Below are 24,787 nucleotides of genomic sequence, written 5' to 3' on the forward strand. Positions count from 1 at the left end.
ATATGGCCATCCCGACCTTGGTCGAATGCGGCATCGATATGCCCGCCACACCGCTCGCCCGTCGCATCGGGAACCGCGGCGGGTCCCTCGCGCTTACCCGTAGCGGCGCGACGTTTCGCAGGAGATGATCATGGGTTCGATCGGGCGAAGACTTTGGGGCGCGGCAGGGCACTCCGCCGGGCAGGCGGCGCCACGGCGATGAAGCCGTATCGCGATCCGGTCGGCGAAGGCCAGCAGAGCGTCTGGGATTTCCCGCGTCCCGCCGTCGCCGAGCGCAGCGACCGGCACGTCCGCATCGAGCATCGCGGCCAATGCGTCGCCGACACAGGCCGCGCGGTCCGCACGCTGGAAACCAGCCATCCGCCGAGCTGGTATCTGCCGCCCGAGTCGATCGCGCCGGGGCTGCTGCGCGCCTCCGATCGCCGCTCGCTGTGCGAATGGAAGGGCGAGGCGGTCTATTGGCATCTCGATGTCGGCGGAACGCTGCTGCGCGACGTCGCGTGGAGCTATCCCGATCCGACCCGCGCCTTCGCCATGCTACGCGATCACGTCGCCTTCTACGCCGCGCCGCTCGATCGATGCACGGTCGACGGCGAGGTGGTACGCCCGCAACCGGGCGGCTTCTACGGCGGCTGGATCACCAGCGACCTTGCCGGCCCGTTCAAGGGCGCGCCGGGCAGCATGGGGTGGTGACGCCGGATCTGCCGCCGGCACTCGCCGACTGGCGCGAGGCGCCACGGGTGCGCGCCGCGAATCACCGGCCGGTCCGACACGACGGGCGGTACATATTGTGCTGGCTGCAACAGGCCTTGCGCGCCCGCGACAATCCGGTGATCGACGCAGCGGTGCGGCTCGGCAATGCGCTGCGCCTGCCGGTGCTCGTCTATCACGGCGTGCGCGAGGATTATCCCTATGCGTCCGACCGGTTGCATCGCTTCATCCTCGGTGCGGGCCGCGATCTGGGCGCCGGCTGCGCGGCGCGGGGGCTCGCCTTCGCCGGCCATGTCGACCGTGCCGAGCGGCGCGAGCCTGGCCTCGTTCACCGGCTCGGCGCCGCCGCCGCGGCGATCGTCGCCGAGGATCAGCCGACCTTCGTCGCGCGCTGGCAGGCGGAGCGGGTCGCGGCACGATCGGACGCGCCGGTCTATCTGGTCGAGGCTGCCTGCCTCGTCCCGCCCGCGGTGATCGGCGACGGGATTCGCGGTCGGTCGGGCTTCCTGCGGCGGCACGAGCCCGAGCGTGAGCGCTGGAGCGGGGTGGCGGACGAGCCCAGCGAGGTCGCGCCGTATGCGGGCGAACTGCCCTTCGTCGCCGACCGGCTCGACGACGCGGATCTCGACGCTCTGGTCGCGCGCCTGTCGATCGATCACAGCCTGCCGGCGAGCGACAGCCATGCGCCCGGGCGGGCGGCGGCGCTAATCCGGCTCGCGCGGCTGACGACGGAGGTGCTCCCCGGCTATGCCTCCGCACGCAACGATGCGACCCGCGCCGACGGGGCGAGCGGCCTGTCGCCCTATCTCCACTTCGGCGTGCTCGGACCGCGCGAGGTGATGGCGGCGGTCGACGCCAGCAGGGCCGGCGCGCAGCACAAGCGCAAATTCGCCGACGAGCTGCTCGGCTGGCGCGAATGGTTCCACTATCAGGCGCGCGGCCTTGCCCGGCCCGAGCATTACGACCGGGTCGCCGACTGGGCGCGGCACAGCCTGAGCGACCATGCGGGTGATCCCCGACCCGAACTCGAGCCGCTCGCCGCGATGCTATGCGGGGAGACGCGCGACGAGACGTGGAACGCCTGCCAGCGCCAGTTCCTCGTCCACGGCTGGATGCACAACAATCTGCGCATGTATTGGGGCAAGCGCATCCTCGCGATGACGCCCGATCCGCAGACGGCGTGGGCGACCGCCTGCTATCTCAACGACCGGCTGAGCCTCGACGGGCGCGACCCGTCGACCTACGGCAATATCGCGGCGATGTTCGGCGGGGCGCCGTCCGATCGGGACCGCCCCGTCTATGGCCGGGTGGCGACCCGCGGCGACGGTTCGACCCGGCATCGCGACGGCGGCGCGGCGTGGCTGGCGGCGGCAGCGGCGCTCCCGACGCCGGCGGTGTCGGTGCCCGACGCTCTGCCCGGCGATCGCTATCTGGCCGGGTGAGCGACGGCATCGCGCCGCCTCGGAGGGCGCCAGCCGATCGAAGCGGGCAGCTCGTCCCGCGTCACATAGCGTGCCGAGTCGAAAGCGCGGCGGAGCTGGTCGGGCTGATTCTGGTCGTCGCCCATCAGCCAGCGCGTATGCCAGGTCATGAACCACAGCCAGTCCGCGTCCGGGCCGAGTAACGCCGGATCGGGCACCGGGCCGTTCTCATGCAGGCAGATCGGCACCGTCTCGCCGACGATCCGCTTCACCTGCGCGAACATCGGCGCGAGATTGCCGTGATCCTTCGCATAGATGTCCGCTCCGGCGATATCGACCGAGGCGCGGCCCGGATAATAAGCGGGATCGACGTTCTGGCCCGCCCAGCCGAGCACCCAGATCAGATGGTCGAGCCGGTGCAGCCGGGTATAGCGGTCGTACATCAGCGCCCAGAGCGCCTTGAAGGCGTCGGGGCCATGTTTGCCCCACCAGAACCAGCCGCCGCTGAATTCGTGGAACGGGCGCCACAGCACCGGCACGCCGCGGTCGCGCAGCACGGCGAGCCGCGCCGCGGTGGCGTCGAGATCGCGCAGCATCGCCTCCTGCTGCGGCGTACCGGGGCGAAGCGCCGCGGCGACGTCGAAATCGCGCTTGGCATTCTCGTAGCCGGTGCCGATGTCGGGCGCGCCCCAATGCCAGCAGAGCGTGACGATGCCGCCGGCGCGCGCCCAGGCCGTGGCACGGTCATTGACCGCGTCATTGTCGCGCGGGTTGATATAGTCGAGCCCGAGGATCGCCGGCAGCCGGCCGGTGATCTGCTCGAGATAGGCGAGTTCGCGATTATGATTGGGCGGCAGCGCGCCCTGCTCCTGCTGGCCGGTCAGCGTCCGCCTGCCATATTGGCTCCACAGATAGGCGTAGAGCCGCCGCGCCGCGGGCGACGCCCGCCGGTTCGACAGGGTGCGGGGCGCAGCGCCCCGGGCGGGCAGCGCCGGCGCGAGACCGGCAGCCGCGGTCAGCGCGATCGCGGCTCGACGAGTCAGTATCACAGCGCGGCGAGCGTCGCGGCATGGGCGCGGATGACCGACTGCGTCGCGAGGTCGCTGTCGAACACGCCATACCAGCCCTGCGGCTCGTGGGGCGGATCGCCCATATAGGCGGTGTCGCCGCGCTGGAAGCGATGGTCGGGATGCTGTGCCCGCGCCTCGCCGTTCCACGCCCAGAAGTTGGACCCGGCGAGCGGCCCGCTGCGGCGGGCGTCGGCCTCGACCGCGGCATAGATCTGCCGGTAGAAGCGATCCTTGTAGGTCGTGCCGATCGCCGGATCATAGGCGGCCGCGCCGTCGCGCGGATAGCCGAACTCCTCGATCACCAGCGGCTTGCCGAGCGTGGTCGCCATCCGGATATGCGCGTCGACATAATCGGCGACCCTGGCGGCGCCGGCGTCATAGGTGCCGGCGAGATCGCCCGCATCCATCCAGCTCCAGTTGTTCGGCCAGATATGCGCGGTGAGATAGTCGACCGACGCGAGACCGTGCGTCGCGAGCACGATATCCTCGCGCTCGATCGCGCCCTTCAGCCCCTCCGACCCGGTCGAGACGAGATGATGGCGATCGAGCGTCTTGATGAAGCGCGCGGTCTCGTCGACCCAGCGGTAGAAGTCCGGCAGATGCGCCACCGCCACGGCGGCCGATCCCGCCGGGCGCGGCTCGTTGGCGAGCTGCCAGGCCATGATCGTCGGATCGTCGGAATAGGCGACGCCGGTGACGCTGTTGGTCCGCGACACCAGCGCGCGGACATAGTCGCGATAGAGCGCCTGCGCCGGCGCATTGCCGTAGAAGGCGGCGTTCCAGTCGGCGAAGGCCGGCCAGGGATGCGCCGGATCGTTCATGTCGATGTAGCGGTCGCCGTTGACCCATGACAGATAGGTCATCATCCCGCCCGACCATTCCCAGAAGTTGGTCAGGTAGATCACCGCGGTCATATCGCGCTGCGCCATCTCGGCCAGCGTCCAGTCGAGCCCGTGCAGCAGATCGGCGTTATAGACCGCGCTGCGGTCGCGGAATCCCGGCGTGATCGAGTTCCTGAGCGGCGACAGTTCCGCAGAGCCGAGGATGCGCAGGTTGCGGATGCCGAGCGCCTGCAGCCGGTCGAGCTCCCGCGCGAGCCGCGCCCGGTCGCCGTAACCGGTCGGCGCGCCGAGCCACGCGCCATACCAAATGTTGGCGCCGGCATAGCGATAGGCCTTGCCCCCGCGCCGGAAGCGGTGGCCGTCGACGGTGACGAAGCGCGAGGCGCCCGCCGTGCCGCCTGGCCGTGCTACCGTCGTGCATCCGGCCAGCGCGGCGGCGCCGCCGAACAGTGCGGTGCGTCTGTCGATCCTTGCCATCTCTTGCTCCTTCATCGCGACGGACGGACCGGTTCGGCGTGTGCGGTAGGCGGCGTATCCGACACATGCACCGGCTGCCGCAATGCGTGCGGTGAGCATGGCGCCCGCGTCTCCGTGTTGGGCCTCAAGCGCACCCCCTGCTCAGGCGATGCCGACAGATTGATATCGGCCATACCTGTTGCTCAAAACCTACACGCTGTAATTCTTATATCAAGTTTCGATATTTGTCTTGTCGGTGCTTTTCCGACACGATACGCACCAGGTCAGACATAATCGGCAACAATGGCGGATCATTTGCCAAGCCGGAAACCTCGGGCGAAACCGGTGGGAATGTCGCGGGATGAGGACTGAAAGGGGACATGATGATGGTTGGTGCTAGGCGTCGCGCGGTTCGCAGCTCGCTGCATGAGCTTTGCCTCGGTGTGTCATTGTTCGCGCTGTTCGGAGCGGTGCAGCCTGCCTTCGCCCAGGATACCGCAACGCCGACGAAGCCGGTGACGGATGGATCGCAGGGGACGACATCGGGCACCCCCGCCGTCGCTGCCGGCACCGCGCCGACCGCGGAGGGGCAGGCCGCGGCGACCACCGGCACCTCCGGCGCGTCGCAGGACAGCTCGGTCACCCCGCCCGATACCGAACGCGAGGAAATCGTCGTCACCGGCGTCCGCCAGAGCCTCGCCACCGCGCAGAACATCAAGAAGAACAGCGACACCGTCGTCGATGCGATCACCGCGCAGGACATCGGCGCCTTGCCCGACCGGTCGGTCAACGAAGCGTTGCAGCGCGTCCCCGGCGTCGCGATCAGCCGTTTCGCTGCGCCGAACGATTCGCAGCATTTCTCGGTCGAAGGTTCGGGCGTCGTCATCCGCGGGCTGAGCTACGTGCGCGGCGAGTTCAACGGCCGTGACACCTTCGCGGTGTCGGGCGGCCGTGAGATCGGCTTCAACGACGTGCCGAGCGAATTGATCGGCTCGGTCGAGGTGTTCAAGAACCTGACCGCCGACCTGATCGAAGGCGGCATCTCCGGCACGGTCAACATCAACACGCGCAAGCCCTTCGATCAGGACCAGCGGCTGGTCTATCTGTCGGGCAGCATGAACTGGGGCGATCTCGAGCGGCGCGGCGCGCCCTCGGTCGTCGGCCTGTACAGCCAGCAATGGGATACCGCCGGCGGCAGCCGCTTCGGAATACTCGCCAGCGCCAGCTATTCGCAGCAATACAGCCGATCGGATTCGGTGTTCCTCGCCTCGATGCTGCCGCGCTACAATGACGATCGCAACGGCAACGGCGTCCAGGATGCGGGCGAGGGGCGGACGATCAACGCCGGCACCGGCTATGCGTCGAGCCTGTTCGATACCTATCCGGTGCCCAATGGCGGCGCCGGCCCGGTCTACGCGCCGGTCGGCGGCGGATCGCGGACGCAGACCTTCGACCGCAAGCGTATCGGCGTCTCCGCCGCCGCGCAGTTCGAAAATGCCGCCAAGACGTTCCTGCTCACCGCGCAATATCTGCGCACCACCGGCGAACAGAATTGGCTGGAGAAGACGATCGAGCCGAACGTCTATTATGGCGACGTCACCACCACCTTCCCGCGCGCCGGGACCACCAACACCTATGACGATAACGGCATCTTCACCAGCGGCTCGATCGTCAAGCGTTCGGGCGCGGTGTTCGGCAATCGGTCGGACGGCACCTATGGCGAGCTGACCCAGTTCGCCCCCAACGGCATCTTCACCACCTTCTCCAACCGCTATTTCTACCAGAAGGCGACGACGCAGGATTTCTCGCTCAACGCGAAGATCGAGCCGACCGACCGGCTGCACGTCAACCTCGACGGCCAATATGTGAAGTCGCAGTCGAAGAACGTCGACGACATCGTCGATATGGCGACCTTCTCCGGCGTCGATATCGACCTGCGCGGCCAGACGCCGCAGATCACGCTGCGACCGGACGGACGCGACACCGCCGGCTATTTCGGCGACAAGGCGTCGACCTATTTCCGCGACGCGTTCAACAACCGCGCCGACAATGACGGCGACGAATGGGCCTTCCGCGGCGACCTGCAATATGACGTCAGCGACGAAAGCTTCCTGCGCAAGCTGCGCGTCGGCGGCCGCTATTCGAAGCGCGACCAGACCGTGCGGACCAACGATTACAACAATTGGGGCGCGGTTTCCGATACCTGGACGGGCGGCGGCCCGGTCGGCTTCAACAGTCTGGCGACCGACCAGGCCTCGCTGTTCGGCTACAAGGACTTCTACCGCAACCAAGCGGTCCAGCCGCCGGCGACCTGGTACATCCCCGACAATATCATGCGCGACCACGACGCGCTGACCGCGCTGCTGCGCACGGTGACCAAGGCGGGCGGAGGCAATTACACGCCGCTGGAGGATCGCAGTGGCGTCACCGACGGCTATTTCCTGCCCAACGAATATTACCGCAATACCGAGGCGACGTGGAGCGCCTACGCCCGTGCCGACTTCGGTATCGACGATTTCGGCGGCGGGATGAGCCTGTCGGGCAATATCGGCGTGCGCTACGTCCACACCAAGGACGAATCGTTCGGCGCGCTGACCTTCCCGACGCCGAACAACGTCTTCACGCCGGATACGCAGAACCCGGCGCGCTATACGGATCTGGCAAGCTACTGCGCCTATTCGATCGCCAATCCGACGCAGCAGGGCACCATTCCGGTAATCTGTACGCTGTCACCGGCGCAGCAATCGGCCATCCAGGCCTTCTCCAACGGCGGGTCGCGTCCGGACGTCGCCAGCCAGAAGTTCGGCAACTGGTTGCCCAGCTTCAACGCCAAGCTGCAGGTCAACGACAAGCTGCTGTTCCGCTTCGCCGCATCCAAGGCGATCTCGCGCCCCAATTTCGGCGACCTGCGCAACTATATCGGCGTCACGCCGTCGGGCGCGAACATCGCGGGCAGTTACGGTTTCCAGGCGTCGGCGCGCAATCCCTATCTGCGGCCGATCGAGGCGACGCAATTCGACCTCACCGCCGAATGGTATTTCGCCAAGGTGGGGTCGCTGACCGGGGCGGTCTTCTACAAGGATCTGACCAACATCATCCTCGACAATTACGGCTATCAGCGCTCGTTCACCAACAACGGCCAGACGTTCGACGTCACCGTCAATGGCCCGGCCAATGCGCCGGGGCATGGCAAGGTCAAGGGCTTCGAGCTGAGCTACCAGCAGACCTACGACTTCCTGCCCGGCGTCCTGTCGGGACTGGGAACGCAGGCGACCTTCACCTTCGTCGATCCGAGCAACATCCCCAACGGCGTGCCGACCAACGGATCCGCCGATGGCTCGCGGCCGCCGCTCGACGTGACGGGGATCTACAGCAACCTGCCGCTTGCCGGCCTGTCCAAATATAATTTCAACGTCGCCGGCTTCTACGATCGCGGCGGCATCTATGCCCGTTTCGCCTATAGCTGGCGCTCGAAATTCCTGCTGACCAACCGGGATTGCTGCTTCCCGTTCCTGCCGGTCTATTCGTTGTCGACCGGGCAGCTCGACGGGTCGGTGTTCCTGACGGTCAACAAGAACTTCAAGATCGGGATCGAGGCGCAGAACCTGTTGGATACGACCACGAAGACGGTGTTCCTGCTCAATCCGCAGGGGCTGACCGCGCCGCGATCCTATTTCAAAAGCGATCGGCAATTCTCGATCACGACGCGTCTGACCTTCTGATCGGTTCCTCCCCGAGCTGGGTGGAGGGTCGTCCGGCCCTCCACCCTTTTTGCCCGATATCCGGCCGACGCGATCAGCGGCCGCTCTGGATCAGGATCGCGTCGGACGGCAGGATATGGTCGAGGAACGGCAAAATCGCCGCGCCGATCGCCGGCGCGTCGCGGGCCATAACCGCGGGCATGACCTTGGCGCGCGACGGCTGCGGCACCGCGTCGAGCGCCGCGGTCAGGCCCGTCGCGAGCCGCTCGATCAGCGGCATCGGCAGCCGCCCGCCGATCAGGATCGCATCGGGATCGAGCAGGCAATTGATCGCGACGAGCGGCGCGGTGAGAGCCCGGGTGGCATCGGCCAGCCAGCCGTCGATCACCGGCGCCATTCGCGGATCGTCCCCGCCGAGGTCTTCGACGCTCGGCCGCCCGAGCCCCGCTTCTTCGAGCCGGGCGAACAGGGCCGATAGCGATACCGTATCCTGCACCGTCGCGCCGGGGCGGCCCGTCGTATCGGGCATCAGGCCGATCTCGCCGCTGCGGGCGTTGGCGCCGCGATGATAGGTGCGATCGATCACCGGCCCGCCGCCGAGACCGGCGCTGATCAGCAGGTAGAAGAAGCTCGGATTGTCGAAGGCGGTGCCATATTCGGCCTCCCCCAGCGCGGCGGCTGCGGCATCATTGTCGCAATGGATCGGCCACGGCAGGATCGACAGCAGCTCCGCCAGGTCCACGTCGCTCCACCGGTCATAGCCGGCGGGGCGATGGGGCAGGGCGATGCGGCCGAGATCGTCGGGAATGGCGACGCCGACGCCGAGCAGGCGATCGCGGTCGACCCCGCCTTCCGCGATCGCGCGGTCGATCTCCGCGCCGACGAAGGCGACGACATCCTCGGGCATGGCGAAGGCGATCTCGCGCGTCGTCCGGCTGCGGACCTGTCCGGCGAGATCGAGCGTCACCAGCGTCAGATGATCGCGGTCGATGTTGAGGCCGATCGCGAAGGCGCCATCGGGATCGATTTGCAGGCGCAGCGCCGGCTGGCCGCGCCCGCCCTGCATGCGCCCGGCATGACGGACGAGGCCCATGTCGACCAGCCGGGTGGTGATATTGGCGATGGTCGGCGCGGTGAGCCCGGTCTGCTGCGCGATCGCGGCGCGGGTGGTGTCGCCGTTCAGCCGCACCGCCTGCAACACGGCGCGCAGGTTATAGTCGCCGGCGCGTTCGAGGTTGGTGCCGGACAGGCTGCGCGACAGCCGGGCGTCGCGCCCGTCGGCGAGCATGGCATCGGTGCGCCCGTTCGATTTGCTGCCGAAGCTGATCGCCATCCCCATCCTCTTCTGGTCTGTGCCGTTTCGTAGAGACGTCGCCGCGTCGGTCACGCGATCGGCGAATCAGCTTGGCCTCTTCCCGCACCAACTATCGCGCTTCACCTCCAGCAATGGCAAGGTATCATACCAATATAAGCCAAATTCGTCGCGACGTCGACGGTCGCGATGGCGGTTGCGCACGGTCATGGCATGTCGCGCAGCGCACACAGGTCCTTGCGCACGTCGGTTTCGACGACCGGCCCGTCCTGATGGAAGGCCATCGAGACGCGCGTCGCCGGCACATAGGCAGGCCAGACGGGAAGCCCGGCGCCGTTCGGCTGCCCCGTCTTGACGAACTGCGCCCAATAGGCCTGGAGCGGCGGCTCTCCCGGTTGCGGCGGGTCGAAGACGTAGCGCAACTCGCTCGCATGGGCGACGGCGCCGCCCGGCGGGGCATAGTCGAACTGATAATGCCACACCGCGCCGCCCCGGCCGGCGAGCGCATCGGCCACCACGAGCGCGGGGCAGCGGAAGGTGACGTCGGTCGCCAGCTGGTCGGTGATGTCGCCCAGCCGGGGATCGCGCAGCGGCGTGCCGCCGGGTTGCAGGCCGTAGCGGCGCAAGGCGCGCTCGGCATTGCCGCCGTATTCACGGCGCACCGTCGCCGCGGCGGCGGGCAGGCCGCCGTGCAGCGTCAACTCCTTGGCGTTCGTGCCGATCAGCAGCGGTGCGGGGTTGACCCGGCCTTGCGCCAGCAGCCGTGCCGGCGTGTCGCGCAGCACGCGGCCATCGACGATCGCCTGCAACCAGACGAAACTGTCGTCGTCGAGCTCGGGCACATCGACGCCGGCATCCGCCGACAGCACCGCCGCCACCGGCAGGGCGCGCAACTGCGCGGCGCTGGCCGTCGCGGGCAGGCCGGCGCGGCGCGCGATGCGGACGCCGAGCGCCTCGTTGCCGGCAAGGCTGCGCGGCGCGGTGCCGAAGCCCGCGGTGCCGCTCTCTTCGATGGCCTGCCGGAACAGGCCGCGCGAACCCGGGCTGAGCAGGTGCAGCCCGACGTCCATCGCCCCGGCGGATTCGCCGGCGATCGTCACGCGCGCAGGGTCGCCGCCGAAGCGCGCGATATTGCGCGCCACCCAGCGCAGCGCCGCCTGCTGGTCCATCAGCCCGTAATTGCCGCTGTGGCCGCCCTGTTCGCGGCTGAGCGCGGGATGCGAGAGGAAGCCGAGCGCGCCGAGCCTGTACTGCACGCTGACCAGCACGATCCCCCGGTCGGTGATGCGTGATTCGACCGTACCGCCGCCCGCGCCGGCGCGATTGCTGCCGCCATGGATCCAGACCAGCACCGGCCGCTTGCCGGCGAGCGCCGGTGTGCGGACGTCGACGAACAGGCAATCCTCGTCGCTCGCCGCGGCGGCGGCGCGGTTCCAGTCGCCGTAGACGATCTGCGGACAGGCGGCATGCGTCGCCACCGCCGCACGGACCTGCGTCCAGCGGCGCGGCCGCTGCGGGGCGCGCCAGCGCAGGCCCGCGACGGGCGGTGCGGCATAGGGAATGCCGCGAAACACCGCCCCGCGCCCCGCAGCCTCGCCGCGGACCGGCCCGTCGTCGGTCCGCACCACCGGACCTGCCGCCAGCGCGAGCAGCAGCGCGATCATCAGCGCGCCGTCGCGCGCGGCGCGGGTTTCGCCATCGCGGTGCGGATCGCCGCCTCGGCGACCGGTGCCATGACGGCATAGCCCGCCGCATTGGGATGGACCCCGTCATAGGTCCACGCCGCCTTGAGCGCCTGGCCGTCGTGCAACGCGGTCCAGTAATCGGCATAGGTCGCGCCGGTCCTCGCGGCATAGGCCTGCATCCAGCGATTGAGCGCGGCGATCCGGCTGGCGGTGTCGAGACCGGGACGCCACGGGAAATGATCCGCCGGCGGGATCGAGGCGAGGATGACGCGGATGCCGTGCGCCTGGGCGAGTTCGGTCATCGACATCAGATTCGCCTCGGTCTGCTCGGCGGTCATCGGGCCGGTGTTGCCGGCGATGTCGTTCGTGCCGGCCATGATCTGCACGACCTGCGGATGGAGGTCGATGACGTCCTGGCGGAAGCGGAGCAGCATCTGCGGTGTGGTCTGCCCACCGATGCCGCGGCCCTGTCGCCCGTTGGCGAAGAAGGCGGGCACCTTGTCGAACCAGCCCTGGGTGATCGAATCGCCGAGGAAGACGACGCGGACCGGGCCGGTCACCTGCGCATTCGCCGCCCGATAGCGGCCGAGCCAGGCGAAGTCGGTGTGCAACCGGTCCTCGGCCTCCCGCTCCGCCTGCGGCTTCGGTGGCGCGGACGGCGTCGCCTGCGGCACGGCGGCGGCGGAGAGCAGCAGGGCGGCGAACACGGGGGGCATGGTTCAATCTCCCGAAAGGTCAGCGGACCGGGGTGAGGATGGCGACGCCGCCGCCCGAGGCATGGAGGGCGAGGGGAAGGGTGCTCGTGGCGTCGACGGTCCCGCCGCCCGTGGCGAGATCGGCCGCCGTCGCGCCGTCCTGCCAGGTGCGGACGCGGTACCGCCCCTTGCCGAGGAACGTCAGCGGCACGGCGATCGTCTGCCCGGCGTCGGTCATCGCGCCGAGATACCAACGGTCCCCCTTGCGCCGCGCGAGCACGATCAATTCGCCCAGCGTGCCCTGGACGAAGCGCGTCTCGTCCCAGCTCGCCGGCACCTCGGCCAGGAAGTCGAGGCCGGGCTGGCCGCGATAGGCATCGGGCGTGTCGGCGACCGACTGGAGCGGGCTTTCGAACACGACATATTTCGCCAGCTCCGCCGCGCGCGTCGTCTGGGTCTGCGGGCCGTTGACGGCGATGCGGAAGCTTGCCGGCGTGGCGTTGCGATAGCCGCCGGGCGTATAGTCGAGCGGCCCGGCGAGCATCCGCGTATAGGCGAGCGTGATATTGTGGCGCGCGGTGATCCGCTTGGTCCATTTGTTATATTCCGCGCCGAGCACCCCTTCCTGCGTGATGAAGTTCGGCCACGTCCGCGTCATCCCCCAGGGATGCGTCGCGCCGTGCAGGTCGAGCAGCAGATGGTGCCGTGCGGTCGCCGCGGCGAGGCGGTGGTAGAAGTCGACCATCGCCTGATCGTCGCGGTTCATGAAATCGACCTTGATGCCCTTCGCGCCGAACTTCTCGACCGCGGCGAGCACCCCCTCCATGTCCCGATCGAGCAGCTGCCAGTTGATCCAGAGGATCAGGCCGACGTCGCGCGCTCGCGCATAGCGGACCAGCCCCGGCAGATCGATCGCCGGGATCGGCCTGGTCGGATCGGCACCGGGCAGGACGAGCGGCCCGGTGCCGCTGTTGGCGTACCAGCCATCGTCGATCATCATATAGGGCAGCTTGAGCGACGCGGCGAAATCGATGAACGCGCGCTCGGTCGCGGCGTTGGACCCGGCCGGCGTGACGCCGGCGAGCAGCGGCCCCGACCACCAGTCCCAGGCGGTCTTGCCCGGCCTGACCCAGGCGAAATCGCCCTGTGGCGGCGGATTGAGGCTGGTGAGCAGCGTATGTTCGATCAGCTTGCCGGCGGTGTCGGCGACCATCACGACGCGCCATGGCGAAACGATCCCGGCGCCGACGTCCAGCCTGACCGCGATCGCCGGATCGTCGGGCCGGCGGGTGAGCTTCGCCGCCACTCCGAGCGCGCCGGTCTCGGTGCCGGTGAGGTACATCACCGGCCAATGCTCCACCGCCGCTTCGGCGATGGCGATCGACGGGCCGGCGTTGCCGGTGTCGCAGACGAGCGGCAGCTCATACAGATTATGGGGGCGAATCGCCGCGGCGCGAACCGGATCATATTCCCCCTCGTGGCTCGTTCCGAAGCTGCCGAGGTTGAGCCCGGTGCATGCATAGTCGCCGGCGAAGGCGAATTGCGTCAGCTCGTTGGCGATGCGCAGCGTCGTCAGACCGGGCTGTTGCGGCACGCCGTAACGCAGCGCGATGCCGCCGTCATAGGCACGCAGGATCAGGTCGAGCCGGCGGTGCGTGCCGCCCGGCTCCGCGAGATGGACGATGATCTGGTTGTAGCGCTCCGCCACCGCGGCGACCTTGCCGGCGCGGAGCGTATAGCGGTCCTCGCCTTGCGACGCGGCGACGCCGGTCGTGCGCAGGCCGTTGGCGAGCTTGGCATATTGCTCGAATTCGAGGCCGAGCGGCGACGGGGTGATGACCGGGCGGCCGGCGACCGCCAGCGCATAGGTCGGCTGATCGTCCGCGTTGGTGCCGAGCGTGACGACCAGCCGCCCGTCGGGCGAGGCGACGGTCTGCGCGGCCGCCGGCGCGGCGATCAGCGTGGCGGCGAGCCACAGCGCCCTCAACGGACCGGCTCCGCCGCCGCGGCGACGTTCCAGCCGCGCAATGCGACGCGGGCGGCGCGCGCCTTCGCGGTCGGATAGCGGACCGTCACCGTGCGCGTCTCGCCCGGCAGCAGCGACACGTAATTGTCGCTGAAATAGGCGGGCAGGATCTGGCTGCCGTCGCCGTTCATCATCGTCAGCTTGGTTTCGATCGCCGGGGTGCGCGCCGGGTTGGCGAGGGTGACGCGGACTTCGGTTTCGTCGCCGACGGCGGCGCTGGCGAGCGTCGTCGTCAGCGTGACCGGCGCCAGTTTGGTCAGGCCGCGATAGGCGGCATCGTCGGCACCCTGCCAGTAGAGGTTGCGGGAGAGGTCCTTGCCCCCCGCATCGCGCGCCGACAGCGCGACGAGGACGAGCCCGTTCGCGGTGAGCGCGGGCAGATCGAGCGCCAGGGCATCGCTGGCCGCCTCGTGCGCGGCGGTGATCGTCGTGCTGCGGTCGAGCAGCGTCCGGCCGGCGAGGTCGACGACCTTGGCGGTAACGGTCGCGCCGGCGATGTCGGTCAGGCGGTTGTTGACGAGGACGACCTTGCCGTCGGGCAGGTTCATCTGGACATGCACCGGCTCCGCCGCCTTCTTGACGCCGTAGAAGCTGGCATGGGTGTCATAGTCGGACGAGAAGATCTGCCACGCCGACGATGGCCAGGCCGGCTGCGTCATCCACAGCATCCGCCCCGAATTCACCGTCCACAGCCCGGCGTTCATCCCCTCGAAGATGGCACGATAGGATTCGTACTGCATCATCTGCGCCTTGCGCTCGAAGTCGGGCAGGCTGGTGCCGGCGCCGAAGCGGGCGGCGAGTGCATCCATATAGGTCTTGACCCCGCCGTTCCCGGTCTGGTGCCAGTCGTGATAGGCCCAGGTGTCGCCGATCGGCCATTGATCCGCCTTCGGAATCGCGCGCTGCCACGCCTCCAGCGTCGGCAGCGACGGCGTGCCGCTCTCGACCGAAAAGCCGCGGGCGTGCTCGGTGAAATATTCCACCGGCGGGCGCCAGTTATACGGCCCGGAATTCTGCAGATTCACCCGGTTCGACGAGCCCATGTAGAGCCGCGTTCCGTCTTCCTTGGCGATCAGATCCTCGAGCGCGGTGTTGAGCGCCGGCTGCGGCACGCCTTCGTTGCGCCCGAACCAGACGACGATCGACGGGTGGTTGCGATAGCGTTTCACCACGTCGGTCGCATTGGCCATGAACAATCCGACGTCCTGTGCCTCGATATTGTAGTCCTGCGTCGACTCCCAGAAGTCGCTCAGCACCATCAGGCCATATTCGTCGGCGAGATCGAAGAAGGTCTCGCTGGTGTCCTGGCCGACCCAGTTGCGGATGATGTTGAGATGCGCATCCTGGTGAAGACGGAACATCGGCTCGAGGCGGGCGCGATCGCTCCGCTTCATAAAGTCGTCCATGCCGATATTGCCACCGCGCGCGGCGATCTTCACGCCGTTGACGCGGATGACGAGATAGGGCGACAGGCCCGGCGCATCGGTGACCGGCGTCACCGCCGGGCTTCGCTCGGCACCGGCGACGAGGCTCGCCGCCCAGCCGTCGCGTACCTTCCGGATACCCTCGTGGCTGCCGTCGACGATGCGCTGGTGGAGGCTGCGGGCCTTGGTCAGATCGACGCCGACGCGCTCCAGACGGCCTGCCTGATCCATCAGCGACAGATCGTAGGTGACCTGCCGCATGCCGAACCGCAGGCGTTTGACGTCGCTCGGCGCGCCATCGACGCTGGCCGTGACGGTCAGGTCGTGGAGCGCGGGATCGCCATAGCCGTTCGGCCACCACAGCCGTGGATGATGCACCGCGAGCGCCGGGAAGTCGGCCGGCGTCATCACCACGTCGGCGTGCTCCCCCGGCATCAGCGACACCTGCTTTTCGACGGCCACGTCATCGAAGGCGGCGCGGACCGTCGCGGTCACCCGCCGGCCGCCGGTGTTGGTGATCGGCGTCGTGATCTCGACCGCGGCGACCGAATTGTCGGCGCGCGGCAGGCTGGTGACGACGTGGGGATCGCCGATCGCCGCCGCCCCGGTCGCGGCGAGCGAGACACCCTGCCACAGGCCGGTATTGCGGTCGCGGATCGACGGGATCCAGTCCCAGCCTTCGGTGGCGACGAAGGTCGGGCCGTCGAGCATCTGCATGCCGCCATTCTCCCCCACGCCGGCGGTTATCGACTCCTCGTGCGCGATGCCGGGATGGGGCGGCGGCGAGACGCGGACGGCGATCGCGTTGCGGCCCGGCGCCAGGGTCACCGCGAACCGGCCGCGGATGAAGGCGCCCTTCATCGTGCCGACGCGGCGGCCGTTGACCCATATGTCGGCGGCATAATTGACGCCGTCGAAGGTGAGGATCTGGCGCTTGCCGGCGACGTCGGCCGGCGCGTCGAATTCGGTGCGGTACCAATAGTCCTGCCGGGCGAGCGTTTCCGGAATGACCGTGTTGTTGAGGCCGTAGGCGGGGTCGGGATAGACGCCGCGATCGACCAGCGTGGTCAGCACCGTGCCCGGCACAGTCGCGGCATACCAGCGGCTGGCGTCGAACCCGGTGCGGCTGATCGCGGCGGCGTCGCCGGTAACGGTCGGCGCGGCGGCAAGGCGCCAGCCGTCGATCGCCCAGCTGCCGTCGGCGCGACGGACGGGACCGCGCACCACCGGCAGCGGCTTGGCGACGGCGGCGGGGATCGGCGCGTTCGAGCGGGGGCGGGTCCAGGCATCCTGCGGGGCAAGCTGGCCCGCCATCTGGCGCACCTGGACGGGCCAGTGCGGGCTGCCCTGGGTGAAGGCGATCAGCGCAGGATCGGGGCGCGTCGCGGCGCGGCTGCGGAGCAGCGCCGGAGACAGGGCGTCGGCCTCAAGCTGGAAGCCGGCGATACGACCGGCGAACAGCGCTCCACTGCCGCGCGGCGCGAGGGTGGCGACCGGCGGCACCGGTGCCACGGCGATCCGTCCGCTGGCGATCATCCTGCCGTCGACGAAGAGGCGGACGCGGCCCGCTTCGGCAATTGCGGCGAGGTGATACCAGCGCCCGGGCGACAGCCTCGTCGTGGCGGTGATCGTCCCGCCCTCGGTGATCAAGGCAGGGTGATCGGCATTCAGGGCAAGGAATCGGCGCGGTCCCTGCGCCGCATCGCCGAAGCCGGCGACCGGCACCAGGGTCGAGGGCAGCGCCTGTGGCTCGATCCATGCCGACAGCGTCCAGCGGCCAGCCTCGATCGGCGTCGAGGCGTCGCCGATCGTCTGGCGGATCGCTTCCCCACCCGAGGGCAAATCAGCGTTGAACGGGCCGTAGGTCTGCGCCGTCGCGGCGCTCGCCAGCATCGTCGCTGCCAATAGTCCTATCGATCCAGCTGCCGCCGAACGCTTCGCCATCCTGACCTCTCCCCTTGCGGCGACGTTATCGTCTGCCGTCCGCATCGAGAGGAAGCACAGTCCGGCAGAAAAGCCAAATTGAAATATGTATTGCCGGGGCCGTGGTGCGAAGGCGGGGTACTGCGGCTCCCGCTCTCGGCTCGCCAAGCTGGGGGCGCCTGTGGCCGCGTCAGCCTGCCAGCGGGTCGAGGGGGAAGATCAGCAGCGTCGATGTCGCCGAGGCGCAGAGGCGCCCCTGCGCGTCGACCAATGTCGCTTCCGAAAAGCCGACGCGGCGGCCGATCGACATGATCTTGCCCTCGGCGCGGACCGGTCCGCTCGCCTCGCTCAGCGGCCGGTGGTAGGCGATCTTCAGCTCCAGCGTCGTATATCCCAGGCCCGCCGCCAGAGCCGAATGCACCGCGCATCCGCAGGCGCTGTCGAGCAGCGTGGCGGCATAGCCGCCATGGACCGATCCGATCGGATTATAGACCTTGCGCGAAGGCGAGCCGGCGAACACGACGCGGCCGCGCTCCAGTTCGACCATGGTGAAATCCAGCGTCTCGCCGATCGGCGGCTGACGATTGGCCGCCATCAGCGCTGCCAGTTGGTCGTGGCCGTCGTGTCCGGCATGTTCGGTCAGAACGTTCATCGGCGGGCATCCTCTTCGTCATTCGTCGCGACGCACAGCGCCGGTGTGATTCCGGCGCGGGTCGCGTGCGGTCCCCTCTTTGGCGGCGAGGCATCATGCCCGACAAGGCGGGATTTTCCGGCGATCCGCCGATCGCGATAGCGCAGCGATCCTCAAGGCCCGGTCGAACGACAATCCGGCAAGGCGTTCTGATGCCCATTCCGCGGGCGCCGACGCCGCAATGCCCGGCCATCGGCTTGCGCCCGCTCGCCGCAGATTTGGCCCGACGCAGAATTTCTACCTCGATTTGATCGGGGGCGGGGGGCAGGCTAGGCGTCAACGAAGCATGTGCGAGGCTCGATAGTGCTGGCTGACATAAACCCGCTCTATACGCTCGCGGGCGTCGGCGTCGGGACACTCGTCGGATTGACCGGGGTCGGCGGCGGATCGCTGATGACGCCGTTGCTCGTGCTCGCCTTCGGTTTCCACCCGGCGACCGCCGTGGGCACCGATCTGCTGTATGCGTCTGCCACCAAGTCGGTGGGGACCGTCGTCCACGGCGTCGGCGGCACGGTCGACTGGCGGGTGGTCGGGCGGCTGGCCACGGGCAGTATCCCGGCGACGCTGGCGACGCTGGGCGTGATGTCATGGTCCGGCGCGCAACTGGGCGGCGCCGCGCATATCATCACCGCGACGCTCGGCGCCGCCTTGCTCGCCACCGCGATCGCCATTCTCTTCCGGCGACAGATCGTCGCTTATTGTCACGCGCGGCTCGGCACGATGTCCGGGCGCAGCGTCGCGCGCTCGACGATCCTGCTCGGCGTCCTGCTCGGCGTGATGGTCTCGCTCACCTCGGTCGGGGCGGGGGCGCTCGGCATGACCGTGTTGCTGGTCCTCTATCCGCAGCTGCCGACCAACCGGCTGGTCGGGTCGGACATCGCGCATGCGGTGCCGTTGACGCTGATCGCCGGTTCCGGACATTGGCTCATGGGATCGGTCGACGTCGGGCTGCTCGCGTCGCTGCTGATCGGATCGGTGCCCGGGATCATCTTCGGCAGCCTGATCTCGACCCGCATCTCGGACGACGTGCTGCGTCCGATCCTCGCGGTGACGCTCGCGCTGGTCGGGTGGAAGATGTTCTTCTAGGGCCGTAGCGGCGGGCGGCCGGCGTCTGCGGCGTAGCGGCGGTGCCGGGGACGGATTTGTAAAGCGCTGCGCGACGGTCCTTAGTGATCCGGGGGCGATGGTCGGGGAGACAGGATTCGAACCTGCGACATCCTGCTCCCAAAGCAGGCGCGCTACCGGACTGCGCCACTCCCCGACGCGGGTCAGCCCTTAGGCGGGCGGGGACCGGAATGGCAAGCGGCAATGCGGCTTTGTCGCGCGGGAGAGGCGATCCCACGCCGACCAAAGCAGGAAGGTGGTGCCGGTTGCAGGAATCGAACCCGCGACCTTCGGTTTACAAAACCGCTGCTCTACCAGCTGAGCTAAACCGGCGCGGGCGCCCTCATGGCCGAAGCGCCGGCGCTAGTCCACCCCGCCGCTGCGTTCGCTGCGCAGTCTGTCCCAATGCGCCAGCCGCTCCTGCAAGCGCGCCTCGAAGCCGCGGCCGCTCGGTTCGTAGAAGGTCTGCGGCGGCAGCTCGTCGGGCCAGTAATTGGCGCCGGAAAAGGCGTCGGCGGTGTCGTGATCATAGGCGTAGTCCGCGCCATAGCCGATCTGCTTCATCAACTTGGTCGGGGCGTTGAGGATATTGGCGGGCGGCATCAGCGAGCCCGTCTCGTGCGCGCTGCGCCACGCCTTCTTCTGCGCCATATAGGCGGCGTTCGATTTGGGCGCGGTGGCGAGATAGAGGCACGCCTGCGCGATCGCCAGTTCGCCCTCGGGCGAACCGAGGAAGTCGTAGGTGTCCTTGGCGGCGATACACTGGACCAGCGCCTGCGGGTCGGCGAGGCCGATATCCTCGACCGCCGCGCGGGTGAGGCGGCGCAGCAGGTAGAGCGGCTCCTCGCCCGCGGTCAGCATCCGCGCGAGGTAATAGAGCGCCGCCTGCGGGTCCGATCCGCGGATGCTCTTATGCAGCGCGCTGATGAGGTTATAATGCCCCTCGCGATCCTTGTCGTAGACCGCGACGCGGCGCTGGAGGAAGGCGGACAGGCCGGCGGGGTCGAGCGGCGCGTCGATCTGCACCGCGAACAGCGTCTCGGCCTGGTTGAGCAGAAAGCGGCCGTCGCCGTCCGCCTGCGCGATCATCGCCGCGCGCGCCGCGGGGGTCAGCGGCAGCGCGCGCCCCTCCGCCGCCTCGGCCCGGTCGAGCAACTGGCCGAGCGCCTCCGCGCCGAGCCGGTGGAGGATCAGCACCTGCGCACGGCTCAGCACCGCGGCGTTGAGTTCGAACGACGGATTCTCGGTGGTCGCGCCGACGAGGATGACGGTGCCGTCCTCGACGAAGGGGAGGAAGCCGTCCTGCTGCGCGCGGTTGAAACGGTGGATCTCGTCGACGAACAACAGGGTGCGCTTGCCGATGCGGGCGTGGTCGCGCGCCTCGGCGAAGGCCTTCTTGAGCTCGGCGACGCCCGAGAACACCGCCGAGATGGCGACGAAGCGCAGATCGACCGCGGCGGCGAGCAGCCGCGCGATCGTCGTCTTGCCGGTGCCCGGCGGCCCCCACAGGATCATCGACGACAGCCGGCCGGCGGCGACCATCCGCCCGATCGCGCCGTCGGGTCCGGTGAGATGCTCCTGGCCGACCACCTCACCGAGCGCGCGGGGACGCAGCCGGTCGGCGAGCGGGGCGTCGCCGGTGGGGGTGGGCGCGACGGGAGGCTCCGGATCGAGGCCGGTGAGCAGATCTGCCATCGGCCCGAGATAGGCGGGCAGGGGGCCGGCGTCACCCCCCCGACACGAGTCAGCCGCTTTCAAAATATATCTTGAGGGGTCTTGCGGTATGACCAGTAAGATATATCTTCGCTGCATCATGACAGACAGGGAATCGATCATGCACGGATTTGGATTTGGATTTGGCCACGGCCATGGCGGCCGTCAGCGCGGCTGCGGCCCCCGCGGTGGGCATCACCGCTGGGACCGTTTCGCTGCGGACTTCGCCGAACGGTGGGACGAGGTGCAGCGCGGCGGCGGCCGGCGGCGGATGTTCGATGGCGGCGAGCTGCGGCTGGTGCTGCTGCGGCTGATCGCCGACGAACCGCGCCACGGCTATGAGCTGATCAAGGCGATCGAGGAACTGACCGGCGGCGTCTATGCGCCATCGCCCGGGATGGTCTATCCGGCGCTGACGATGCTCGCCGAGATGGAGCTGATCGCCGAACAGCCGTCCGACAATTCGCGCAAGCGGTTCGTCGTCACCGCGGCGGGTGAGGCGCATCTCGCCGAACATGCCGAGCAGGTGGCGATGCTGATCGCCCGCCTCACCGAGGTCGGCGCGCATCGCGCGCGCAGCGATCGTGCGCCCGTCCGCCGCGCGCTGCACAATCTGCGCAACGTCCTGCGCAACCGGCTGGAGGCCGACGATCTGTCGGAGGAGGCCGCGCATGAGGTCGCCGCGCTGATCGACGAGGTCGTCCGCAAGATCGAGCGCATCAAGTGAGCGCCTCGGTCGCCCGCGTGCCGACGGCATCGGCCAGCCGCTATCTCCAGCAGCTCGCCAAGCATTGGAGCCACAAGATGACGGTAAGCTTCACTGCCGAGGAGGGGACGATCACCTTCCCCAACGGATCGGTTCTGGCGATGCGCGCCGACAGCGAGACGCTCGACCTGCTGCTCACCGTGCCGGCGGGCGAGGATGTCGAGCGGATGCGCGGCGTCGTCGCCAGCCATCTCGACCGCTTCGCGTTCCGCGAGGCGCCGCTGACCTTCGACTGGCGCGAGGGGTAGGGCGCGCGCCGGTCAGCGGCGGGCGAGCGCCAGATAGGTGTCGAGCACGGTCTGGTTGGCGCTGTCCCAGCGATAATGCGCGGCGCGGGCGATGCCGGCCGCGCTCATGCTCGCCTTCAGGGCGGGATCGCCGACGATGCGCGCGATCGCATCGGCATAGCCGGCGATGTCGGTCGGATCGACGAGGAAGCCGGTGACGCCGTCCTCGACCAGATCGACCGCGCCGGTTGCGCGCGCCGCGACGACGGGGACGCCCGCCGCCATCGCCTCGGTGGTGACGTTGCCGAACGTCTCGGTGATCGACGGGTTGAAGAACACGTCCATCGACGCGACCGCACGGCCGAGGTCGTCGCCCGACTGGAAGCCGGCGAAGATCGCGCCCGGCGCCTGTTCGGCGAACCAGTCCTGCGCCGGTCCCTTGCCGATCACCAGCACCTTGTGCGGCACGCCGCGGCGGGTGAGCGCCTTCACCACCTCGGCGAAGACGTCGAGGCCCTTTTCCTTGACCAGCCGGCCGAGGAAGCCGACCGCCATCTCGTCGTCGCCGATGCCGCGCTCGCGCCGCCAGGCGAGGCTGCGCCGCTCGGGCACGAAGGTGTCGTGATCGATGCCGCGCGACCAGATGGTGATCGGCGTCGTCACGCCCCATTCGCGCAGCAGCGTCCCCATGCTCGGGCTCGGCGGCATCACCACGTCGACGCGATTGTAGAAGCGCGTCATCAGCGCCTTGATCCATGGCTCGACGAAGCCGATCCGGTAATAGCGAAAATAGGTCTCGAACCGCGTGTGGAACGAGGCGACCGCGGGCACGCCGTTGCGCCGCGCCCAGCTTACCGCGCCATGGTTGAGCAGATCGGGCGCCGAGACGTGGACGATGTTGGGGGCGAAGGCCTCGACATCCTCGCGCGTCGTCTTCGGCAGATAGCGGCCGAGCAGATATTCGGCGCGGCCGCCCGGCATCGGGATCGCCGGCACCGAGACGAGATCGCCGACCGGCGGAAAGGCGGGCGGATCGATCGTCGGGGAATAGATGCGCACCGCCGCGCCGCGATCGAGCAGATGGCCGACGAGCAGGTTGAGCGCCTGGTTCGCGCCATCGCGGGTGTAGTTATAATTGCCGCTGAACAGCGCGATACGAAGATCAGAGGGTTGCATACCGACACCGGCCATAGCGGCCCGATTGCGGCGTGACTATGTCGGCGGCCGCAATGATCTTCGGCACCGGCAGCGGATCGGCGGCATGGCCGGTAGCGGCGGGAGACTGGCGGCACCGCGATGATCGGTGCCAGCCGCAAGCGACCGCGCCCCGGTGCGCCGCCTCGGCACCGCCGGTCGAAGTGCCGCCTCGTGGCAGTGTATGCCGTGCCGTCTCCGCGCGCCGGCGCGGATATTTGTTCCCTTCCCGTTCTCGTCGCACTATATCCGCGCGCATGGCGAAACCGCAGAAACGATATGTGTGCCAGGCGTGCGGATCGGTGTCGCACCGCTGGGCGGGGCAGTGCGCCGATTGTGCCGAATGGAATACTTTGGTCGAGGAGGCGGCGGCGGTCGTCACGCCGTTCCAGGCCAAGCACGACCTGCGCACCGGCGGCCGCTCGTTCCAGCTCGTCGGGCTCGACGCCGATATCGTCCTGCCCGAGCGGATGGCGACCGGCATCGCCGAGCTCGACCGCGCGCTCGGCGGCGGCTTCGTCGAAGGCTCGGCGACGCTGATCGGCGGTGATCCCGGCATCGGCAAGTCGACCCTGCTGTTGCAGGCGGCGGCCAAGCTCGCGCTCGCCGGACGCAGCGTCGCCTATGTCTCGGGCGAGGAGGCGACCGATCAGGTGCGGCTGCGCGCACGGCGGCTCGGCATCGGCCAGGCGCCGGTGCAGCTCGCCGCGGCGACCTCGACGCGCGACATCCTGACGACGCTGTCGATCGGCCAGGCGCCGGACCTGCTGGTGATCGATTCGATCCAGACCATGCACTCCGACCTGATCGAGGGCGCGCCGGGCACGGTCAGCCAGGTGCGTGCGTCGAGCCAGGAGCTGATCCGCTTTGCCAAGGAGCGCGGCACCGCGCTGGTGCTGGTCGGCCACGTCACCAAGGACGGCGCGATCGCCGGGCCGCGCGTGCTCGAACATATGGTCGACACCGTGCTCGCCTTCGAAGGCGAGCGCAGCCATCAATATCGCATCCTCCGCGCGATCAAGAACCGCTTCGGCGGCACCGACGAGATCGGCGTCTTCGCGATGCAGAGCGAGGGACTGGCCGAGGTCTCCAATCCCTCGGCATTGTTCCTGACGCAGCGCGACGAGGGGGTGACCGGCACGACGGTGTTCCCGGCGCTGGAAGGGACGCGGCCGGTGCTGGTCGAGATCCAGGCGCTGGTGGTGCGGCTGGCGAGCGGCGCGACGCCGCGGCGCGCGGTGGTCGGCTGGGACAGCGGCCGGCTGGCGATGATCCTCGCGGTGCTGGAGGCGCGCTGCGGGCTCAGTTTCTCCAACGCCGAAGTCTATCTCAACATCGCCGGCGGCTATCGCGTGCAGGACCCGGCGGCGGACATGGCGGTGGCGGCGGCGCTGATCTCGGCGCTGTCCGAACGGCCGGTGCCGATCGACGCGGTCGCCTTCGGCGAGGTCGCATTGTCGGGCGAGATCCGCCCGGTCGCGCATGGCGCGCTGCGGCTCAAGGAGGCGGGCAAGCTCGGCTTCGAACGCGCGCTGGTGCCGGCGGCGGTGGCGAAGGAGGACAGCGCGCTGCGGATGACGGGCTTCCGGACTCTGGGGGCGTTCGTGGATCATATGCTCGGACGGTGAGCGTGGGTTGGGCGTTCGGTCAGGCGGCGTCCGTCCGATGTCCGGGAGGCCGGTCCGACAAAGCGGCCTGAAGGTGGCGAGTCGCTGGCAGCCTGTGAGGGGCACACGTGCCATTTTCCCGAGGACATAGGCGGGTCCACAGCCCCCCATTCGTCATCCCGGCGAAAGCCGGGATCCATAGACACGGCGCTGTCGGTA

At 68.9% G+C, this 24,787-nt stretch carries 17 protein-coding genes and 2 tRNA genes; 7 read left to right on the plus strand and 12 right to left on the minus strand.

Annotated features, from left to right (window positions below):
• Positions 1-198 precede the first annotated feature (198 nt).
• Together V8201_RS08005 and V8201_RS08010 are read left to right on the plus strand one after the other, a co-directional pair.
• Positions 199-693: a DUF427 domain-containing protein gene (locus tag V8201_RS08005; RefSeq protein WP_336544951.1), complete on the plus strand. Its 495-nt coding sequence runs from the start codon at positions 199-201 to the stop codon at positions 691-693.
• Positions 690-2,153: a deoxyribodipyrimidine photo-lyase gene (locus tag V8201_RS08010; protein WP_336544952.1), complete on the plus strand. Its 1,464-nt coding sequence runs from the start codon at positions 690-692 to the stop codon at positions 2,151-2,153. The genes V8201_RS08005 and V8201_RS08010 overlap by 4 nt, the downstream gene beginning before the upstream one ends.
• Here the strand turns inward: V8201_RS08010 and V8201_RS08015 are convergent.
• Positions 2,138-3,181, minus strand: a complete 1,044-nt coding sequence (locus tag V8201_RS08015; protein ID WP_336544953.1) for a glycosyl hydrolase — start codon at positions 3,179-3,181, stop codon at positions 2,138-2,140. The two genes, V8201_RS08010 and V8201_RS08015, sit on opposite strands and share 16 nt — an antisense overlap.
• On the minus strand, positions 3,178-4,521 hold the full coding sequence (locus V8201_RS08020; protein WP_336544954.1) for a glycoside hydrolase 5 family protein: 1,344 nt from the start codon (positions 4,519-4,521) through the stop codon (positions 3,178-3,180). The genes V8201_RS08015 and V8201_RS08020 overlap by 4 nt, the downstream gene beginning before the upstream one ends.
• A 422-nt stretch (positions 4,522-4,943) precedes the next feature.
• Between V8201_RS08020 and V8201_RS08025 the strand changes: the two genes are divergently transcribed.
• Entirely contained in the window at positions 4,944-8,222 is a 3,279-nt protein-coding gene (locus V8201_RS08025) for a TonB-dependent receptor (RefSeq protein WP_336544955.1), read from the plus strand.
• Between the two features lie 73 nt (positions 8,223-8,295).
• On the opposite strand, the gene V8201_RS08030 is transcribed toward V8201_RS08025, so the two are convergent.
• The 6 genes from V8201_RS08030 to V8201_RS08055 form a co-directional block, all read right to left on the minus strand.
• Complete coding sequence (locus tag V8201_RS08030) at positions 8,296-9,534, minus strand: ROK family transcriptional regulator (RefSeq protein ID WP_336544956.1); 1,239 nt, start codon at positions 9,532-9,534, stop codon at positions 8,296-8,298.
• 185 nt (positions 9,535-9,719) lie between these two features.
• On the minus strand, positions 9,720-11,177 hold the full coding sequence (locus V8201_RS08035; RefSeq protein ID WP_336544957.1) for a carboxylesterase/lipase family protein: 1,458 nt from the start codon (positions 11,175-11,177) through the stop codon (positions 9,720-9,722).
• Positions 11,177-11,914: a GDSL-type esterase/lipase family protein gene (locus V8201_RS08040; RefSeq protein ID WP_037531303.1), complete on the minus strand. Its 738-nt coding sequence runs from the start codon at positions 11,912-11,914 to the stop codon at positions 11,177-11,179. The genes V8201_RS08035 and V8201_RS08040 overlap by 1 nt, the downstream gene beginning before the upstream one ends.
• A gap of 19 nt (positions 11,915-11,933) precedes the next feature.
• Positions 11,934-13,880 carry a glycoside hydrolase family 97 protein gene (locus V8201_RS08045; RefSeq protein ID WP_037531301.1) on the minus strand — a complete coding sequence of 649 codons (1,947 nt, stop codon included), beginning with the start codon at positions 13,878-13,880 and terminating at the stop codon, positions 11,934-11,936.
• Positions 13,877-17,287 (minus strand): glycosyl hydrolase 2 galactose-binding domain-containing protein, encoded by a 3,411-nt coding sequence (locus V8201_RS08050; protein WP_336544958.1) that lies wholly within the window; start codon positions 17,285-17,287, stop codon positions 13,877-13,879. The genes V8201_RS08045 and V8201_RS08050 overlap by 4 nt, the downstream gene beginning before the upstream one ends.
• Positions 17,288-17,456: 169 nt before the next feature.
• Positions 17,457-17,918 carry a PaaI family thioesterase gene (locus V8201_RS08055; protein WP_336544959.1) on the minus strand — a complete coding sequence of 154 codons (462 nt, stop codon included), beginning with the start codon at positions 17,916-17,918 and terminating at the stop codon, positions 17,457-17,459.
• 345 nt (positions 17,919-18,263) lie between these two features.
• Between V8201_RS08055 and V8201_RS08060 the strand changes: the two genes are divergently transcribed.
• Positions 18,264-19,043, plus strand: coding sequence for a sulfite exporter TauE/SafE family protein (locus tag V8201_RS08060; protein WP_200870331.1), 780 nt, complete (start codon positions 18,264-18,266; stop codon positions 19,041-19,043).
• 98 nt (positions 19,044-19,141) lie between these two features.
• On the opposite strand, the gene V8201_RS08065 is transcribed toward V8201_RS08060, so the two are convergent.
• The 3 genes from V8201_RS08065 to V8201_RS08075 form a co-directional block, all read right to left on the minus strand.
• A tRNA-Pro gene (locus V8201_RS08065) sits at positions 19,142-19,218 on the minus strand.
• A gap of 100 nt (positions 19,219-19,318) precedes the next feature.
• Positions 19,319-19,394: transfer RNA gene (locus tag V8201_RS08070), tRNA-Thr, on the minus strand.
• A gap of 30 nt (positions 19,395-19,424) precedes the next feature.
• Entirely contained in the window at positions 19,425-20,756 is a 1,332-nt protein-coding gene (locus V8201_RS08075) for a replication-associated recombination protein A (protein ID WP_336544960.1), read from the minus strand.
• 139 nt (positions 20,757-20,895) lie between these two features.
• On the opposite strand from V8201_RS08075, the gene V8201_RS08080 reads away from it, so the two are divergent.
• Positions 20,896-21,501, plus strand: a complete 606-nt coding sequence (locus V8201_RS08080; RefSeq protein WP_336544961.1) for a PadR family transcriptional regulator — start codon at positions 20,896-20,898, stop codon at positions 21,499-21,501.
• Positions 21,498-21,788, plus strand: a complete 291-nt coding sequence (locus tag V8201_RS08085; protein ID WP_037531293.1) for a DUF2218 domain-containing protein — start codon at positions 21,498-21,500, stop codon at positions 21,786-21,788. The genes V8201_RS08080 and V8201_RS08085 overlap by 4 nt, the downstream gene beginning before the upstream one ends.
• 12 nt (positions 21,789-21,800) lie before the next feature.
• Here the strand turns inward: V8201_RS08085 and V8201_RS08090 are convergent, their stop codons facing one another.
• Positions 21,801-22,943: a glycosyltransferase family 4 protein gene (locus V8201_RS08090; protein WP_037531290.1), complete on the minus strand. Its 1,143-nt coding sequence runs from the start codon at positions 22,941-22,943 to the stop codon at positions 21,801-21,803.
• A 275-nt stretch (positions 22,944-23,218) separates the two neighbouring features.
• On the opposite strand from V8201_RS08090, the gene radA reads away from it, so the two are divergent.
• Positions 23,219-24,589 carry a DNA repair protein RadA gene (gene radA, locus V8201_RS08095; RefSeq protein WP_271300745.1) on the plus strand — a complete coding sequence of 457 codons (1,371 nt, stop codon included), beginning with the start codon at positions 23,219-23,221 and terminating at the stop codon, positions 24,587-24,589.
• The last annotated feature ends 198 nt before the right edge of the window (positions 24,590-24,787 follow it).

Origin of the sequence: Sphingomonas kyungheensis (assembly GCF_037120395.1) — a bacterium.
Classification (GTDB): Bacteria; Pseudomonadota; Alphaproteobacteria; order Sphingomonadales; family Sphingomonadaceae; genus Sphingomonas; species Sphingomonas kyungheensis.

Coding starts and splice junctions, on each gene's coding strand:
- V8201_RS08005 (WP_336544951.1), top strand. CDS start 199: ATGAAGCCGTATCGCGATCCGGTCGGCGAAGGCCAGCAGAGCGTCTGG.
- V8201_RS08020 (WP_336544954.1), bottom strand. CDS start 4,521: ATGGCAAGGATCGACAGACGCACCGCACTGTTCGGCGGCGCCGCCGCG.
- V8201_RS08030 (WP_336544956.1), bottom strand. CDS start 9,534: ATGGCGATCAGCTTCGGCAGCAAATCGAACGGGCGCACCGATGCCATG.
- V8201_RS08035 (WP_336544957.1), bottom strand. CDS start 11,177: ATGATCGCGCTGCTGCTCGCGCTGGCGGCAGGTCCGGTGGTGCGGACC.
- V8201_RS08040 (WP_037531303.1), bottom strand. CDS start 11,914: ATGCCCCCCGTGTTCGCCGCCCTGCTGCTCTCCGCCGCCGCCGTGCCG.
- V8201_RS08050 (WP_336544958.1), bottom strand. CDS start 17,287: ATGGCGAAGCGTTCGGCGGCAGCTGGATCGATAGGACTATTGGCAGCG.
- V8201_RS08055 (WP_336544959.1), bottom strand. CDS start 17,918: ATGAACGTTCTGACCGAACATGCCGGACACGACGGCCACGACCAACTG.
- V8201_RS08075 (WP_336544960.1), bottom strand. CDS start 20,756: ATGGCAGATCTGCTCACCGGCCTCGATCCGGAGCCTCCCGTCGCGCCC.
- V8201_RS08080 (WP_336544961.1), top strand. CDS start 20,896: ATGCACGGATTTGGATTTGGATTTGGCCACGGCCATGGCGGCCGTCAG.
- V8201_RS08090 (WP_037531290.1), bottom strand. CDS start 22,943: ATGCAACCCTCTGATCTTCGTATCGCGCTGTTCAGCGGCAATTATAAC.
- radA (WP_271300745.1), top strand. CDS start 23,219: ATGGCGAAACCGCAGAAACGATATGTGTGCCAGGCGTGCGGATCGGTG.